The sequence below is a fragment of the Pantoea sp. UBA7232 genome (assembly GCF_002473195.1).
GTDB lineage: Bacteria > Pseudomonadota > Gammaproteobacteria > Enterobacterales > Enterobacteriaceae > Pantoea > Pantoea eucrina.
Genome location: NZ_DKTK01000014.1, coordinates 1 through 15560 on the forward strand (window position 1 = coordinate 1; position 15560 = coordinate 15560).

A 15560-nucleotide genomic window follows, 5' to 3' on the forward strand; every position below is an offset into this window, starting at 1 on the left:
GCGCATTTATGCGCCCCTGGGCAATCAACACGTACGAAACCAGGGCACCATTAATGGCGCCCCTGCGGGGACGATTGCTGCATTAATGCACCCCGGGGTAAACAAACGCGCCTTATGCTGGAGGAGAGAAGATGAACAAACCTGCCACCACGGTACGCTGGCAGCTATGGATTGTGGCGTTTGGCTTTTTTATGCAAACGCTGGATACCACCATTGTCAATACCGCGCTGCCCTCAATGGCGCGCGATCTTGGCGTCAGCCCGCTGCATATGCATTCCGTTATCGTCTCTTACGTTCTGACGGTTGCGGTGATGCTGCCGCTGAGCGGCTGGCTGGCTGACCGTTTTGGCGTGCGTAACATCTTTTTCAGCGCGATTGTGCTGTTCAGCGTCGGATCGCTGTTCTGCGCGCTGGCTGCCACGCTTAATCAGCTGGTTGTGGCGCGCGTGGTTCAGGGTATCGGTGGTGCAATGATGGTGCCGGTGGGCCGCTTAACGGTCATGAAAATTGTGCCGCGTGAGCAATATATGTCCGCCATGACCTTTGTTACCCTGCCGGGCCAGATTGGCCCGCTGCTCGGTCCGGCCCTCGGCGGCGTGCTGGTTGAGTACGCCAGCTGGCACTGGATTTTCCTTATCAATATTCCGGTCGGCATTATTGGCGCTGTCGCCACGCTGATGCTGATGCCGAACTACACCATGCAGACGCGCCGGTTTGATTTTGCCGGTTTTCTGCTGCTGGCGGCCGGCATGGCGGCGCTGACGCTGGCGCTGGATGGCGGCGGCAATGGCGCGCTGCTGCCCGGCTTCCTGATTCTGACAGGCGTGCTGTCACTGCTGTTTTATCTGATGCACGGCCGCCACAATGACAACGCGCTGTTCAGCCTGCGCCTGTTTGATAACCGCCTCTATTCGATTGGTCTGCTGGGCAGCTTTACCGGGCGCATCGGCAGCGGCATGCTGCCGTTTATGACGCCGGTATTTCTGCAGGTAGGTCTGGGCTTTACGCCGTTTCTCGCCGGGTTAATGATGATCCCGATGGTGCTGGGAAATATGGGCATCAAGCGGGTGGTGGTGCGCATTGTTAACCTGTTTGGCTATCGCCGCGTACTGGTGGGAAGCACGCTCGCGCTGGCGCTTGTCGTGGCGCTGTTTGCCGTGGTCGCGCTGGCTGGCTGGATCTGGCTCCTGCCGCTGATATTACTGCTGCTCGGCATGGTCAATGCCCTGCGCTTTTCCGCTATGAATACCCTGACGCTGAAAGATCTGCCGGACGATCTCGCCTCCGGCGGCAACAGCTTACTGTCGATGATTATGCAATTGTCGATGAGTATCGGCGTCACGCTGGCGGGTCTGCTGCTCGGCGCTTTTGGCCAGCAGGCTGCCGCGGGCAGCGACATGGCGCAGCAGACGTTTGCCTGGACCTGGCTCTGTATGGTGGTCGTCATCGCCCTGCCGGCGCTGGTGTTCTGGCGGGTACCGGAAGCACTCAGTAAAAATGTTGATCTCAGAACCAGGAGTAAAAAGTGATGGCGCGTTTCCGGCCCGGCATTGGCGCCAAACTCTTTATGGCGATTTTTGGTACCTGCATGCTGGTCATCATTACTATGCACTGGGGCGTACGGCTCAGCTTTGAGCATGGCTTTGTTGACTACATCAAAAAAGGCAACGAACAGCGGCTGACACTGCTGAGTGATGCGCTGGCAGATCAGTATGAGCAGCACGGCAGCTGGGATTTTCTGCGCCAGAACGATCGGCTGATCTTCACCATTCTGCGCTCGCTGGAGCAGAACCCAGGCAGCCACAATCCGCTGCCGCCGCACGGCTGGCGCACGCAGTTCTGGATCATCGATCAGCAATATAAGGTGCTGTCAGGCCCGCGCGCCCCGATTCCGCCAAAAGGGCCGCGGCGTAACATCACCACCAGCAGCGGTAAAATTGTCGGCTGGGTAATTGCCTCTCCGGCGGAAAACCTGACGCGCAGCACCGACATCAATTTTGACCGGCAGCAGCGCCAGACCAACTGGATGATCGTCACACTCTCCACTCTGCTGGCGGCGCTGGTCACCTGGCTGCTGGCACGCGGCCTGCTGGCGCCGGTTAAACGACTGGTAGAGGGCACCCATCAGCTGGCTGCGGGAAAATTTGCTACCCGGGTTGAGGTGGATAGCGGTGATGAAATCGGTCAGCTGGCGCGCGACTTTAATCAGCTGGCGCAGTCGCTGGAGAAAAATGAGAGTAATCGCCGCGCGTTCATGGCGGATATCTCCCATGAGCTGCGCACGCCGCTGGCGATCCTGCGTGGTGAACTGGAAGCGATTCAGGATGGCGTCCGGCAGGTCACGCCCGAGGCGATAAGTTCGCTGCAGAGTGAAGTGGTGGTACTGACCAAGCTGGTGGATGACCTGCATCAGCTTTCGCTCTCCGATGCGGGCGCCCTCGCCTACCGCAAACAGCCGCTGGATCTGGTTAACCTGCTGGAGGTGATCGCCGGCAGCTTTGCCGGACGCTATCGCACGCACCAGCTGACGCTGCAGCTGCAGCTGCCTGCTGAAGCCAGCAGCTTTGGCGATCCTGACCGCCTGATGCAGCTGTTTACGAATCTGCTGGAAAACAGCCTGCGCTATACCCATCCCGGCGGCGAAGTCCGCATCACCATACGGCAGCAGGAGAATCAGTGGCTGCTCTGTATTGATGACAGCGCGCCCGGCGTAGCGGCGGCGCAGCGGGCGCAGCTGTTTGAGCGTTTTTCCCGTGCGGAAAACTCCCGCAATCGCGCCAGCGGAGGGTCCGGCCTGGGACTGGCTATCTGTAAAAATATCGTCGAGGCGCACGGCGGCACGATTTCTGCGGAGCACTCTGATTTAGGTGGCGTGCAAATCAGGCTAAACTTGCCCTATGTTCCCCAGTAGAAAGCCCGTATGAGCCCGGAAAATAGCGATCCACTAATTCTTGTTGTTGAAGATGAACCCAAACTGGCGCAGCTGATGATCGATTATCTGCAGGCGTCAAACTACCGCACGCACCATATTGCCAATGGCGGCGAGGTACAGGCCTGGCTGCAGCACACTACGCCAGCGCTGATGCTGCTCGATCTGATGCTGCCGGGCTGCGACGGCATGACGCTGTGCCGCGAGATACGCCGCCACTCCGATCTGCCGATTATTATGGTCACCGCCCGTACCGAAGAGATTGATCGCCTGCTGGGGCTGGAAACCGGCGCGGATGACTATATCTGTAAGCCATTCAGCCCGCGCGAAGTGGTGGCGCGGGTGAAAACCATTCTGCGCCGCGCGCGTAAATCGCCGGAAGAGACGCAGCAGGCGTCGCTGCTGCTGATTGATGAGGGCCGCTTTCAGGCCAGCTGGCGTACTGCGCCGCTGGAGCTGACGCCGGCGGAGTTCCGCCTGCTGAAAACATTGTCGCTGGAGCCAGGCAAAGTCTTTTCCCGCGAGCAGCTGCTCAATCAGCTTTATGATGATTACCGCGTGGTAACTGACCGTACCATAGACAGCCATATCAAGAATCTGCGCCGCAAGCTTGAGGCGCTGGATGCCGATCAGCCGTTTATTCGTGCGGTATATGGCATTGGCTATCGCTGGGAAGCGGATATGTGCCGGCTGGCATAGCCTGTTATTGATCCCGATCAATTTACTTCACTCCGCACCCTGCCTACAATTTCCGCCTCTTTTGCAGAGCCGCACGCCGCGGCTTCTGCTGTGGCCATCCGCGATGGTCAGCTGACCTGACATCAGTGAGTCTTCCATGTTTAAACCTGAACTGCTCTCCCCGGCGGGAACGCTGAAAAATATGCGCTACGCCTTTGCCTACGGCGCTGACGCCGTTTATGCCGGCCAGCCGCGCTATAGTCTGCGCGTCCGCAATAATGAATTTACGCATGACAATCTGGCACAGGGGATCGCCGAAGCGCACGCGCTGGGTAAAAAGTTCTATGTGGTGGTCAATATCGCGCCGCATAACGCCAAACTGAAAACCTTTATTCGCGACCTTACACCGGTGGTGGCGATGCAGCCCGACGCGCTGATCATGTCCGATCCGGGACTGATTATGCTGGTGCGCGAGGCGTTTCCGGCGATGCCGATCCACCTTTCCGTGCAGGCCAACGCCGTCAACTGGGCCACGGTGAAATTCTGGCAGCAGATGGGGCTGACGCGCGTCATTCTGTCACGCGAGCTGTCGCTGGAGGAGATTGCGGAGATCCGCACGCAGGTGCCGGAGATGGAGCTGGAGATTTTTGTCCACGGCGCGCTCTGCATGGCCTACTCCGGTCGCTGCCTGCTCTCCGGCTATCTCAACAAGCGCGATCCAAACCAGGGCACCTGTACCAACGCCTGCCGCTGGTCGTATAAGGTCTCAGAAGGCCAGCAGGATGAGGTCGGCAATATTACCGGTATCCATGAACCGGCAGAGCAGCAGGCTCCCGTGCCCGGCCACAACGCGCCAACCGACCGGCTGTTTCTGCTGGAAGAGAAGATGAAACCGGGCGAGGTGATGAGCGCGTTTGAAGATGAGCACGGTACCTACATCATGAACTCAAAAGATTTGCGTGCGGTGGCGCATGTGGAACGGCTGAGCGCAATGGGCATTCATTCGCTGAAAATTGAAGGGCGTACCAAATCGTTCTACTACTGCGCGCGCACCGCGCAGGTCTATCGCCGCGCGATTGACGACGCCGCAGCGGGTAAACCTTTTGATACCTCACTGCTCGCCACGCTGGAAGGTCTGGCGCATCGTGGCTATACCGAGGGTTTCCTGCGGCGTCACACCCACGACAGCTACCAGAACTATGAGCAGGGCTTTTCCGTTTCTGAACGTCAGCAGTTTGTGGGCGAATTTACCGGCGAGCGGCGCGGCGACCGGGCGCAGATTGCGGTGAAAAACAAATTCCTGCAGGGCGATGTGGCAGAGATCATGACGCCGCAGGGCAACCTGACCTGCACGCTGGAGGCGATGGAAAACGATCGCGGCGAGGCGGTCACCGTCGCTCCTGGCGACGGTCATCGGGTCTGGATCCCGGTGCCGGCAGAGGTGGATCTCCGCTTTGCGCTGCTGCTGCGCAACCTCACTGAAGGCAATACTACCAGCGATCCGCACGGCAAAAATCGCACAAAATGAAAAAAAGGCGGCGAAGTTAGAACAGGATCACAGACGGTTACAGCGCCGCGCTTTAGAATCCCGCCTGCTGCTAATGAGTAACAATATCCAGCGTGCACGACCAGGAACCACCTCATTTACCCGCCCGGCTCCCCCGCGCGGGTTTTCTTTTTTCAGCGCCTGCCGATAAAGTTCCCGCCGCAGCTATGCTATAACCACATCCCTGTCTCACGTTTCAAGGAACTGAAGATGCACACTACACCGCTCACGCTGCTGATCCTGAATGGAAAAGGCGCCGGCAATGAAGATCTGCGCGCGGCCGTTAATACGCTGCGCGAAGAGGGCTTTAATCTGGCCGTGCGCGTCACCTGGGAAAAAGGTGATGGCGATCGCTATGTACAGGAAGCGGTTGCTCTGCAGGCGGAAACCGTTGTTGCAGGCGGCGGCGACGGCACCATAAATGAGATTGCCACCGCGCTGGCCGCTATACCCGAGGCCTCACGTCCGGTACTCGGCATTCTGCCGCTCGGCACCGCCAACGATTTTGCCACCAGCGTGGGCATTCCGGCGGAGATGGAGCCGGCGCTGCGCCTTGCCGTGGTGGGTAAAGCCACCGCTATCGATCTGGCGCGGGTGAATGGCGACCGCTACTTTATCAATATGGCGACCGGCGGCTTTGGTACGCGTATTACCACCGAAACGCCGGAGAAACTGAAATCCGCGCTGGGTGGCGTCTCCTACTTTATTCACGGCCTGATGCGCGTGGATGCGCTCAAACCTGACAGCTGTGAAATCAGCGGGCCTGGCTTCAGCTGGCAGGGTGATGCGCTGGTTATCGGTATCGGTAACGGTCGTCAGGCGGGTGGCGGGCAGCGCCTCTGCCCCGATGCGCTGATCAACGATGGTCAGCTTAACCTCAGCATTGTTACCGCGCAGGAGCTGCTGCCAACGCTGCTGCATTCGCTGACGCGCGATGATGAGAACCCCAATATTGTGTCGGCTCAGCTCGACTCGCTGACTATTCGTTCGCCGCATGAGATGACGTTTAATCTGGACGGTGAGCCGCTGAGCGGCAGCGAGTTTACTATTGACGTGCTGCCAGGCGCGCTCAGCTGTCGCCTGCCGCCACAGTGCGCGCTGCTGGCCTGACGCCGCACGCATCGCCGGGTGCGCATTGATGCGCACCCGGTGGTTTGCCGGGCAAAACGGCTTAACCTTCCGCGTTACACCTTCATCCAGCGCCGCTCGGTGGCCGAAATTGCGATGGCTTCCAGCACTTTCTGTACCTGTAACCCTTCGGCAAAGTCTGGCCACATGCGATCGCCTGCCGCAATGCCGTTGATCAGATCGCGGATCTCCACGGTTTTCTGATCGTTAAACCCGATACCGTGCCCGGCGGAGACGCAGAAGCTGGCGTAGTCGGGATGCGCCGGTCCGGTGAGCAGCGTTTTAAAGCCCTGCCGTCCGGCTGGTTCGTCGTGGATATAGAGCGCCAGCTCGGCCATACGCTCCTGGGTATAGCGCAGCGTACCCCGGGTGCCGGTGACCACATAGGTCAGCCCCATCTTGCTGCCACAGGCAATACGTGAAGTCTCAATCACGCCGTGCGCGCCATTGCTGAAGCGCAGCAGCGCGCTGGCCTGATCCTCATTCTCTACCGGCAGCAGACGCGCAGGATTTTTAGGGTCGGGGCGTTGCGCGATTACCGTCATCATGTCGCCACTGACCTCCTCAATGTCACCCACCAGATAGTGCGCCATATTGACGATGTGCGCGGCCAGATCGCCGAGTGCGCCCAGCCCTGCCAGTTTTTTCTGACAGTGCCAGTCCAGCGGCGTCTGCGGGCTGGCGAGGTAATCTTCATTATGCGTGCCGTAAAAGTGCACCACTTCACCAATCTCGCCGCGCGCGATGATCTCCCGCGCCAGCTGGCTGGTCGGATTTTTCATGTAATTAAAACCCACCAGCGTTTTTACACCCGCCCGCTCTGCCGCCTGCACCATCTCCTCTGCATCCGCCACGCTCAGCGACAGCGGCTTTTCCGAGTAGACATGTTTGCCGTGGCGGATCGCCTCCAGCGCCATCTCTTTATGCAGGAAGTTGGGCGCGCAGATATCGACAACGTCGATCTGCGGATCGCTGACCAGCTCGCGCCAGTCGCCGGTGGAGCGGGCGAAGCCAAACGTGGCCGCCTGCTTTGCCGCCAGTGCCGGATCGACTTCAGCCAGCATCTCCCGCACGATCTCACCTTTCAGGGCAAACACCGTGGGCGCCTGCGCATAGGCGATAGCGTGACACCGCCCGATATATCCGCTGCCGATCATTCCGATTCTGACTCTGTTCATGCTGCACCCGTGAAAAGTGGAGGAAGTTTCGCGGAATATATGTTTCATTTTTTAGCGCCACAATGGCGAAATGAAATATCTGTGATCATTGATGTGGAGCACACGACAAAATCAACAAATCCCGCTGTAATTTTGCAGTACTTTGGTGATATTCCTCACATTAAGTCAGGCAGTGGCGGTTTATTCAGCAGTCAGTAAAAATTTTGCAAAAGGGCTTTGACACGCAGCAGGCTGCCCGATATTATGCGCCCCGTTCCACACAATTCCTCTGTAGTTCAGTCGGTAGAACGGCGGACTGTTAATCCGTATGTCACTGGTTCGAGTCCAGTCAGAGGAGCCAGATTCTTAAAAAGAGCAGCCTGTAAGGCTGCTTTTTTTATGCCTGCGTGTTATCCGCCCTACCACCAGTGATGAAAGTGGTGCACCGGCCCGATGCCCTTTCCTGCCTCCAGCGAATCGGCCTGCAGTAGCGCCTGCTGCAGCCAGCCTTTTGCCGCCGTCACCGTATCAGCCCAGCTCTCATGACGCGGCCGCAGCGCTGCCAGCGCCGCCGAGAGGGTACAGCCAGTGCCGTGAGTATGGCGCGTCGCTACGCGCGGGGCCGTAAAGCGGAAACGTCCGCTGCGGGTAATCAGCCAGTCCGGGCTTTCCGCATCCTCCAGATGTCCTCCTTTCATCAGCACCGCGGCACAGCCGAGATCGAGCAGCCCCTCCCCCTGCTGCTGCATGGCGCGCTCATCGCGGGCAGGTGTTGTTTCCAGCAGCGCCGCGGCTTCCGGAAGATTAGGCGTGATCAGCGAAGCCTGCGGCAGCAGCCGCTCACGCATCGCCGCCACCGCCTCTGGCGCCAGCAGCGCATCGCCGCTTTTGGCAATCATTACCGTATCCAGCACTACAAACGGCAGCCGCGCGCGCGCCAGTTTCTCTGCCACCACCTCTACAATAGCGCTCTCTGCCAGCATGCCGATTTTTGCCGTATCGATACGAATATCGCTCAGCACCGAATCCAGCTGGGCGGCGACAAACGCCGGTGAAATGTAACAGATCGACTGTACGCCACAGGTGTTTTGCGCCACCAGCGCGGTAATAACGCTGGTGCCGTAGGCGCTGAGCGCGGAAAAGGTTTTGAGATCGGCCTGGATACCCGCGCCGCCGCTGGGATCGGTACCGGCAATAGTCAGGGCATTTATACGGGGCAAGCCGCGCGGTAAAACAGAGGAAGGGTGGGTCATCATAGCGCTCCTGTCAGGCGTACAGGAAGGCGAATGCGCGCAGGCATCTGACTTCCCTACGCTGGCATTATCCAGATCAGGTAATACGGGTATTTCTCAGCCTTCACAAAGAAGGGCACCCCGAGTCATGGTGTCTGTTACGACACACCGGCAGCTTAGGGGAAGCGATCGCACGAAGCAAGCCGCAGAGAGCAGAAAGCTTGATCTGCGCGGTAGCAGAAGCAGACAGACCGCTGGAGTGACCGGTTTATTGATACAGCGCAAGCCGCGACAACGCGGCAGCATGCTTAATCTGCTGCCGGATCACCCTGCCGGATATCACCATGCTTAACCTGCTGCGCCATCTTATTCCGCACGCTCACCGCTGGCATCAGATTACCATCAGCCGCCACGGCGTTCTGAATCCTGCCGGACGTTACTGTCAGGCTACCTTTATCAACGCGCGCTGTCGCAGCTGTGGTGTACAGCTGCATAAGCTCTACTACCGCGACCTCAGCGATAGCGAAGCGCGCCGCTGGCTCGGCTGATTTAGCGCAAAAAAAAGCCCCGCAGCAAGGTGCGGGGCGCGGGCCGGACAGCGAGATTTACTGTGCTGGCTGGGTGCGGATCAGATAATCAAAGGCGCTGAGTGACGCTTTAGCGCCCTCGCCGCTGGCGATGATAATCTGCTTATACGGCACAGTGGTGCAGTCGCCGGCGGCAAATACGCCTTTCAGGCTGGTTTCGCACTTCGCATCGATAATCACTTCACCCATGCGGTTGCGCTCTACCGCGCCTTCAAGGAAGCCGGTATTAGGCAGCAGACCAATCTGAACAAAGATGCCGCTCAGCGCCAGCTCGTGCGTAGTCTGGGTGGTGCGATCCAGATACGCCAGCCCGGTGACTTTGCTGCCGTCGCCTTTAACTTCGGTGGTCTGGGCGTTAAGGATCACGTCGACGTTTTTCAGGCTGCGCAGTTTATCCTGCAGCACTTTGTCAGCGCGCATTTCGCCGGCAAACTCCAGCAGCGTAACGTGCTCAACAATACCGGCCAGATCGATGGCCGCTTCCACGCCGGAGTTACCGCCGCCGATAACCGCGGTGCGCTTGCCTTTAAACAGCGGGCCGTCGCAGTGCGGGCAATAGGTCACGCCTTTGGTGCGATACTGATCTTCGCCCGGTACGCCCATGTTGCGCCAGCGCGCGCCGGTGGCGATGATGATGCTGCGTGATTTCAGCACCGCGCCGGAAGCGGTTTCAATGGCGTGCAATCCCCCTTCCTGCGCGGCGGGAATCAGTTTAATGGCGCTCTGTGTGTCAATCACATCTACCGCGTAATCATCGACGTGCGCGCGCAGTGAACCCGCCAGCTTCGCCCCTTCTGTTTTTGGTACCGAGATGTAGTTTTCAATATCTACTGTATCCAGTACCTGACCACCAAAACGCTCGCCCATCAGGCCGGTGCGAATACCTTTACGCGCGGAGTAGATAGCCGCTGCGGCGCCTGCCGGACCGCTGCCGATAATCAGGACTTCATAAGCGTCACGTTTATTCAGCTCTTCTGCCGCACGCTTGTCAGCGTTGGTATCAACTTTTCCGACGATTTCGGCCAGGCTCATGCGGCCCTGTCCAAACTCTTTGCCGTTCAGATAGACGGCCGGCACGCCCATGACGTTGCGCTCGGTAATTTCATTCTGGAACACGCCACCATCAATGGCGGTGTGGCTGATACGCGGATTCAGTACCGCCATCAGGTTCAGCGCCTGCACCACATCCGGGCAGTTATGGCAGGAGAGCGAGTAGTAGGTTTCAAAGTGCAGATCGGTATCAAGTGACATCACCTGATCCAGCAGACTCTGCGCCTCTTTAGAGGGGTGTCCACCGGTCTGGAGTAGCGCCAGCACCAGTGACGTAAATTCATGACCCATCGGCGAGCCGGCAAAGCGCGGACCGCTCTGACTGCCTGGGTTGGTGATCAGAAACGACGGTTTGCGTACCGGACGATCGTTCTCTTCACGGAAGCTGACTTTGTCAGAGAGCGCGGCAATATCTGCTAACAGCGTACGGATCTCAGCAGATTTGGTGCCCTCATCCAGGGTAGCAATCAACTCAACCGGTTTCGTTAGTTTCTCAAGGTAAGCCTTAAGCTGGGTTTTTAAATTGGTGTCGAGCATAGTGAGTTCCTGTGAAGAAAATCGGGTGCCGCAGCACCCGATAAAAAAGAGACCGAATGGCGTCAGGTAACTTAGATTTTACCGACCAGATCCAGTGACGGAGCCAGCGTGGCGTCGCCCTCTTTCCATTTAGCCGGGCAGACTTCGCCTGGGTGTGAAGCCACGTACTGTGCAGCTTTCACTTTGCGCAGCAGGTCAGAAGCGTCGCGGCCAATGCCTTCAGCGGTGATTTCGATCGCCTGGATGATGCCTTCCGGGTCAACGATGAACGTACCGCGATCGGCCAGACCTTCTGCCTCACGCATAATTTCAAAGTTGCGGGTCAGCGCGCCGGTTGGATCGCCGATCATGGCATACTGAATCTTGCCGATGGTCTCGGAAGAACCGTGCCAGGCTTTGTGGGTAAAGTGCGTGTCAGTAGAAACGGAGTAGATATCTACGCCCAGTTTCTGGAACTCTTCGTAGTGGTCTGCAACGTCACCCAGTTCGGTCGGGCATACGAAGGTGAAGTCAGCCGGGTAGAAGAAGAAAACACTCCATTTACCTTCAACGTCTTTCTCGGTTACGTCGATGAATTCGCCGTTTTTGAACGCTGCGTTTTTGAACGGTTTAATTTTGGTGTTAATGATTGACATAGTGACCTCCGTTAAAAAGATGTGATGCAGGCTACAGTTTTTTCAGGCCAGGTGCTAATACGCAGACGTTATCACTCAGATAAACAAAAGCTATCAATGCAGCGAGACCAGATCCGGTGCGGCTTGCCGCGGCATTCTACACAGAAAAGCGGCGGCGATAACAGGCTTTCTCAGAATGCGGCAAAACTGCTATTTTTTTTACAGGCTGGTACGTATGACCGCGTGCCATAAGCGATGCTTGCGATTCAGGAGACCCCGTACGTGAATATCCGATCTTTTCAGGAGAGCGATCGCCCGTTTCTGCGCACGCTGTTTCTCGCCGCGCGCCGGCACAGCTGGACGTGGCTTAACGGTGATGCGTGGCAGCTGGAGGATTTTGATGCGGTGATCCTGGGTGAAACGGTGCTGGTAGCGGAGATCGGCGGCGAACGCGCGGGTTTTGCCGGCATTCTCGATAACGACAATTTTCTGCACAGCCTCTATGTTGACCCGGCGTATCAGGGTCAGGGTGTGGGCAGCGCGCTGCTGCAGCAGGTTACAGCACGCTTTACCTCAACCGGCGCGCTGAAATGTCTGGCTGCGAATCGGGCCGCGCTGGCGTTCTACCAGCATCACGGCTGGCAGCGCGTCGCCAGCGGCAAAGGCGAACAGGGTACCTATGTGCTGATGCACTATCCGCTGGCGGGGCGCGCCAGCGAAACGGCGTGAGTTATACCGCCCGAAAGGCGATGTCGCCCGGGATCACCTCGCCCTGCCAGTAAAGCTGAGCGGCTACGCGTCCCGCCAGCTGGCGATAGAGGGCGGTAAACTCGCTCTCTGGCCGGCGGATCACCGTAGGTGTCCCGTCATCCAGGTCTTCCCGCAGGTGAATATGCAGCGGCAGCTGTGCCAGCAGGCGAGTGTGGTAATCCTGTACCAGCCGCTCAGCGCCGCCGGTGCCGAAAACAGGCTCATGATGGCCACACTCACTGCAGATATGCATGCTCATGTTCTCCACCACCCCCAGCACCGGCACCGCCACTTTTTCAAACATCACGATGCCTTTGCGCGCGTCCAGCAGCGCAATATCCTGCGGCGTGGTCACCACCACTGCGCCGGTGACCGGTACGCTCTGCGCCAGCGTCAGCTGGATATCGCCGGTGCCGGGCGGCATATCGAGAACCAGATAGTCGAGGTCGGGCCACAGCGTCTCGTTGAGCAGCTGCAGCAGCGCCTTGCTCGCCATCGGTCCGCGCCACACCATCGCATTATCGTCCGTAACCAGATAGCCAATTGAGTTGGTCGCGAGCCCGTGCGCCATAATCGGTGCCATGTGCGTGCCGTCAGGCGATGTCGGACGCTCCGCTTCCGTTCCCAGCATATTCGGAATGGAGGGACCGTAAATATCCGCATCCAGCAGCCCCACGCGCGCCCCTTCGGCGGCCAGCGCCAGCGCCATGTTAACCGCCGTACTCGACTTGCCGACGCCGCCTTTGCCGGAGCTGACCGCAATGATATTTTTCACGCCGTTCACGCCCGGCTGATTTTTTACCCGCTTCAGGGTGGCGATATCGTGACGCAGACGCCAGTCGATGGCGCGCGCCTGCGTCAGCCGCAGCAGCTCCGCGCTGACCTGCGCTTTGAGATCCTCAAACGCGCTGCGCCAGATAAACGGCATAACCAGCTCGATATGCAGTTTTTCATCCAGCAGCGCCACGTGCCGCAGCGCTTTCAGCGTAGTGAGATTCTGCTGCAGCGTAGGGTGCGTAAATGCGCTCAGCACGCCGCTCACCACGGCACGCAACGCTTCAGGTGAATGATAATCCCGGGATTGTGTGCTCATCCCCTCTCCTTATTTCATCATGACGCCAGAATGTAGCGGTATAAGGTCAATCATATCAGAGCAGCGCGAAAAAGAGCGCGACGCGCCTCCTGTGTTTACGCCGGAGGGTGCTTCGGTTAACATCTAACCCCGATTTTTCATTAACGGAAAGCTACGCAAATCATGACTCAAGTCGCTAAAAAATTACTGGTAACGTGCGCCCTGCCGTACGCAAACGGCTCTATCCATCTTGGTCACATGCTGGAACACATCCAGGCTGATGTATGGGTCCGTTACCAGCGAATGCGTGGCAACCAGGTTTACTTCATCTGCGCAGACGATGCGCACGGCACGCCGATTATGCTGAAAGCACAGCAGCTGGGCATCACGCCGGAGCAGATGATTGCCGAGATGAAGCAGGAGCATGAAACTGACTTCGCCGGCTTTAATATCAGCTATGACAACTATCACTCAACGCATGCCGATGAGAATCGTCAGCTGGCTGAGGTGATCTACACGCGCCTGAATGAAAATGGCTTCATTAAGAAGCGCACCATTTCGCAGCTCTACGACCCGGAAAAAGGGATGTTCCTGCCCGATCGCTTTGTGAAAGGCACCTGCCCGAAATGTAAAGCGGCCGATCAGTATGGCGATAACTGCGAAGTGTGCAGCGCCACCTACAGCCCAACTGAGCTGATTGAGCCGAAGTCAGTGGTATCCGGCGCTACGCCGGTACTGCGTGACTCTGAGCACTTCTTCTTTGATCTGCCGGCGTTCAGCGAGATGCTGCAGGCGTGGACGCGTTCCGGCGCGCTGCAGGAGCAGGTCGCCAATAAGATGCAGGAGTGGTTTGAGTCGGGACTGCAGCAGTGGGATATCTCCCGCGATGCGCCCTACTTTGGCTTTGAGATCCCGAACGCGCCGGGCAAATATTTCTACGTCTGGCTGGATGCGCCAATCGGCTATATGGGTTCGTTCAAGAACCTGTGCGACAAGCGCGGCGATATCGACTTCAGCGAATTCTGGCAGAAAGATTCCGCGACCGAGCTTTACCACTTTATCGGTAAAGATATCGTCTATTTCCACAGCCTGTTCTGGCCGGCAATGCTGGAAGGCAGCGGCTTCCGCAAGCCGACCAACCTGTTTGTACATGGCTATGTCACGGTAAACGGCGCGAAGATGTCAAAATCGCGCGGTACCTTTATCAAAGCCAGCACCTGGCTGAAGCATCTTGATGCCGACAGCCTGCGCTACTACTACGCGGCCAAGCTCTCTTCGCGCATTGATGATATCGACCTGAATCTGGAAGATTTCGTGCAGCGCGTTAACGCTGACGTAGTGAACAAAGTCGTTAACCTGGCTTCGCGCAACGCCGGTTTTATCACCAAACGCTTTAACGGCGAGCTGGCCGCTGAACTCGCCGATCCGGCGCTGTATCAGACCTTTGTGGCCGCATCAGAGAAGATTGGCGAGGCGTGGGCGAACCGTGAATATAACCGCGCTATCCGTGAGATCATGACGCTGGCCGATCTGGCGAACCGCTATGTTGATGAGCAGGCACCGTGGGTGGTGGCGAAACAGGAAGGCCGTGACGCTGACCTGCAGGCGATCTGCTCAATGGGCATCAACCTGTTCCGCGTGCTGATGACCTGGCTGAAGCCGGTACTGCCGTCGCTGAGCGAGCGCGCCGAGGCGTTTCTGCAGAGCGAGCTGAGCTGGGATGGCATCGCGCAGCCGCTGCTGAATCACAGCGTGGCACCGTTCAAAGCGCTCTATGGCCGTATTGAGATGGCAAAAGTGGAGGCGCTGATTGAGGCATCGAAAGAGGATGCGGCGGCGGCCAGTCAGCCTGCGGTGAGCGGCCCGCTTGCTGACGCGCCGATTGGCGACACCATCACCATTGATGATTTCGCCAAAGTCGATATGCGCGTAGCGCTGATTGAGCAGGCGGAACTGGTTGAGGGTTCAGACAAGCTGCTGCGCCTGCAGCTCGATCTCGGCGGTGAGAAGCGTCAGATCTTCTCCGGCATTCGTGCTGCCTACCCCGATCCTTCGGTACTGGTGGGCAAGATGACCATTATCGTGGCCAACCTGGCACCGCGTAAGATGCGCTTTGGCGTATCGGAAGGGATGGTGCTCTCAGCTGGCTCTGGCGGCAGCGATCTGTTTGTGCTCTCGGTGGACAGCGGCGCACAGCCCGGCATGCCGGTTAAGTAATCGCTTTTCTTTGTTTACAGCCCTCTCCGCTGCGAAGAGGGCTGCTTTTCCGCTCCCGCCCTC

General features: G+C 58.1%; 13 protein-coding genes, 1 tRNA gene and 1 riboswitch. Of the genes, 9 read left to right on the top strand and 5 right to left on the bottom strand.

Annotation, left to right across the window (positions count from 1 at the left end; translation table 11 throughout):
* The first annotated feature begins 131 nt into the window (after positions 1-131).
* The 5 genes from mdtD to yegS all read left to right on the top strand — a co-directional run bounded on the left by mdtD (position 132) and on the right by yegS (position 6263).
* Entirely contained in the window at positions 132-1529 is a 1398-nt protein-coding gene (gene mdtD, locus B4056_RS13000; RefSeq protein ID WP_288654940.1) for a multidrug transporter subunit MdtD, read from the top strand.
* The gene (baeS, locus tag B4056_RS13005) at positions 1529-2911 is read left to right on the top strand and encodes a two-component system sensor histidine kinase BaeS (RefSeq protein WP_288654995.1); all 1383 of its coding nucleotides are present in this window, start codon (positions 1529-1531) and stop codon (positions 2909-2911) included. Before mdtD ends, baeS begins: the two co-directional genes overlap by 1 nt.
* A gap of 9 nt (positions 2912-2920) precedes the next feature.
* Positions 2921-3628, top strand: a complete 708-nt coding sequence (baeR, locus tag B4056_RS13010) for a two-component system response regulator BaeR (protein ID WP_039385412.1) — start codon at positions 2921-2923, stop codon at positions 3626-3628.
* A gap of 136 nt (positions 3629-3764) precedes the next feature.
* Positions 3765-5135, top strand: coding sequence for a tRNA 5-hydroxyuridine modification protein YegQ (gene yegQ / locus B4056_RS13015; RefSeq protein WP_039385414.1), 1371 nt, complete (start codon positions 3765-3767; stop codon positions 5133-5135).
* A 228-nt stretch (positions 5136-5363) separates the two neighbouring features.
* Positions 5364-6263 carry a lipid kinase YegS gene (yegS, locus tag B4056_RS13020; RefSeq protein WP_094111873.1) on the top strand — a complete coding sequence of 300 codons (900 nt, stop codon included), beginning with the start codon at positions 5364-5366 and terminating at the stop codon, positions 6261-6263.
* Between the two features lie 74 nt (positions 6264-6337).
* Here the strand turns inward: yegS and B4056_RS13025 are convergent, their stop codons facing one another.
* Positions 6338-7459: a Gfo/Idh/MocA family protein gene (locus B4056_RS13025; protein WP_150034208.1), complete on the bottom strand. Its 1122-nt coding sequence runs from the start codon at positions 7457-7459 to the stop codon at positions 6338-6340.
* Between the two features lie 264 nt (positions 7460-7723).
* Here B4056_RS13025 and B4056_RS13030 point away from each other — a divergent pair.
* Positions 7724-7799: transfer RNA gene (locus B4056_RS13030), tRNA-Asn, on the top strand.
* A 58-nt stretch (positions 7800-7857) separates the two neighbouring features.
* Here B4056_RS13030 and thiD read toward each other — a convergent pair.
* The gene (thiD, locus tag B4056_RS13035) at positions 7858-8658 is read right to left on the bottom strand and encodes a bifunctional hydroxymethylpyrimidine kinase/phosphomethylpyrimidine kinase (RefSeq protein WP_288654997.1); all 801 of its coding nucleotides are present in this window, start codon (positions 8656-8658) and stop codon (positions 7858-7860) included.
* A 69-nt stretch (positions 8659-8727) separates the two neighbouring features.
* Positions 8728-8824, bottom strand: a riboswitch (TPP riboswitch).
* Between the two features lie 190 nt (positions 8825-9014).
* Between thiD and B4056_RS13040 the strand changes: the two genes are divergently transcribed.
* Positions 9015-9218, top strand: a complete 204-nt coding sequence (locus B4056_RS13040) for a hypothetical protein (RefSeq protein WP_288654943.1) — start codon at positions 9015-9017, stop codon at positions 9216-9218.
* Positions 9219-9275: 57 nt separating this feature from the next.
* On the opposite strand, the gene ahpF is transcribed toward B4056_RS13040, so the two are convergent.
* Both ahpF and ahpC read right to left on the bottom strand, forming a co-directional pair.
* Positions 9276-10844, bottom strand: a complete 1569-nt coding sequence (ahpF, locus tag B4056_RS13045; RefSeq protein ID WP_071668018.1) for an alkyl hydroperoxide reductase subunit F — start codon at positions 10842-10844, stop codon at positions 9276-9278.
* Positions 10845-10915: 71 nt separating this feature from the next.
* Entirely contained in the window at positions 10916-11479 is a 564-nt protein-coding gene (gene ahpC, locus B4056_RS13050) for an alkyl hydroperoxide reductase subunit C (protein ID WP_039385421.1), read from the bottom strand.
* A 261-nt stretch (positions 11480-11740) separates the two neighbouring features.
* Here ahpC and B4056_RS13055 point away from each other — a divergent pair, with 261 nt between their 5' ends.
* Complete coding sequence (locus B4056_RS13055; protein WP_150034206.1) at positions 11741-12187, top strand: GNAT family N-acetyltransferase; 447 nt, start codon at positions 11741-11743, stop codon at positions 12185-12187.
* 1 nt (position 12188) lies between these two features.
* Here B4056_RS13055 and apbC read toward each other — a convergent pair whose 3' ends face one another.
* A complete protein-coding gene (apbC, locus tag B4056_RS13060; protein WP_094111871.1) occupies positions 12189-13301 on the bottom strand; it encodes an iron-sulfur cluster carrier protein ApbC in 1113 nt (370 codons plus the stop codon).
* Positions 13302-13463: 162 nt separating this feature from the next.
* Between apbC and metG the strand changes: the two genes are divergently transcribed.
* Positions 13464-15497 carry a methionine--tRNA ligase gene (metG, locus tag B4056_RS13065; protein WP_113655358.1) on the top strand — a complete coding sequence of 678 codons (2034 nt, stop codon included), beginning with the start codon at positions 13464-13466 and terminating at the stop codon, positions 15495-15497.
* Positions 15498-15560: the final 63 nt, after the last annotated feature.

Bases quoted from the DNA above. Each gene is read 5' to 3' on its own strand.
- mdtD (WP_288654940.1), top strand. From the start codon at position 132: ATGAACAAACCTGCCACCACGGTACGCTGGCAGCTATGGATTGTGGCG.
- baeS (WP_288654995.1), top strand. From the start codon at position 1,529: ATGGCGCGTTTCCGGCCCGGCATTGGCGCCAAACTCTTTATGGCGATT.
- baeR (WP_039385412.1), top strand. From the start codon at position 2,921: ATGAGCCCGGAAAATAGCGATCCACTAATTCTTGTTGTTGAAGATGAA.
- yegQ (WP_039385414.1), top strand. From the start codon at position 3,765: ATGTTTAAACCTGAACTGCTCTCCCCGGCGGGAACGCTGAAAAATATG.
- yegS (WP_094111873.1), top strand. From the start codon at position 5,364: ATGCACACTACACCGCTCACGCTGCTGATCCTGAATGGAAAAGGCGCC.
- B4056_RS13025 (WP_150034208.1), bottom strand. From the start codon at position 7,459: ATGAACAGAGTCAGAATCGGAATGATCGGCAGCGGATATATCGGGCGG.
- B4056_RS13040 (WP_288654943.1), top strand. From the start codon at position 9,015: ATGCTTAACCTGCTGCGCCATCTTATTCCGCACGCTCACCGCTGGCAT.
- ahpF (WP_071668018.1), bottom strand. From the start codon at position 10,844: ATGCTCGACACCAATTTAAAAACCCAGCTTAAGGCTTACCTTGAGAAA.
- ahpC (WP_039385421.1), bottom strand. From the start codon at position 11,479: ATGTCAATCATTAACACCAAAATTAAACCGTTCAAAAACGCAGCGTTC.
- apbC (WP_094111871.1), bottom strand. From the start codon at position 13,301: ATGAGCACACAATCCCGGGATTATCATTCACCTGAAGCGTTGCGTGCC.
- metG (WP_113655358.1), top strand. From the start codon at position 13,464: ATGACTCAAGTCGCTAAAAAATTACTGGTAACGTGCGCCCTGCCGTAC.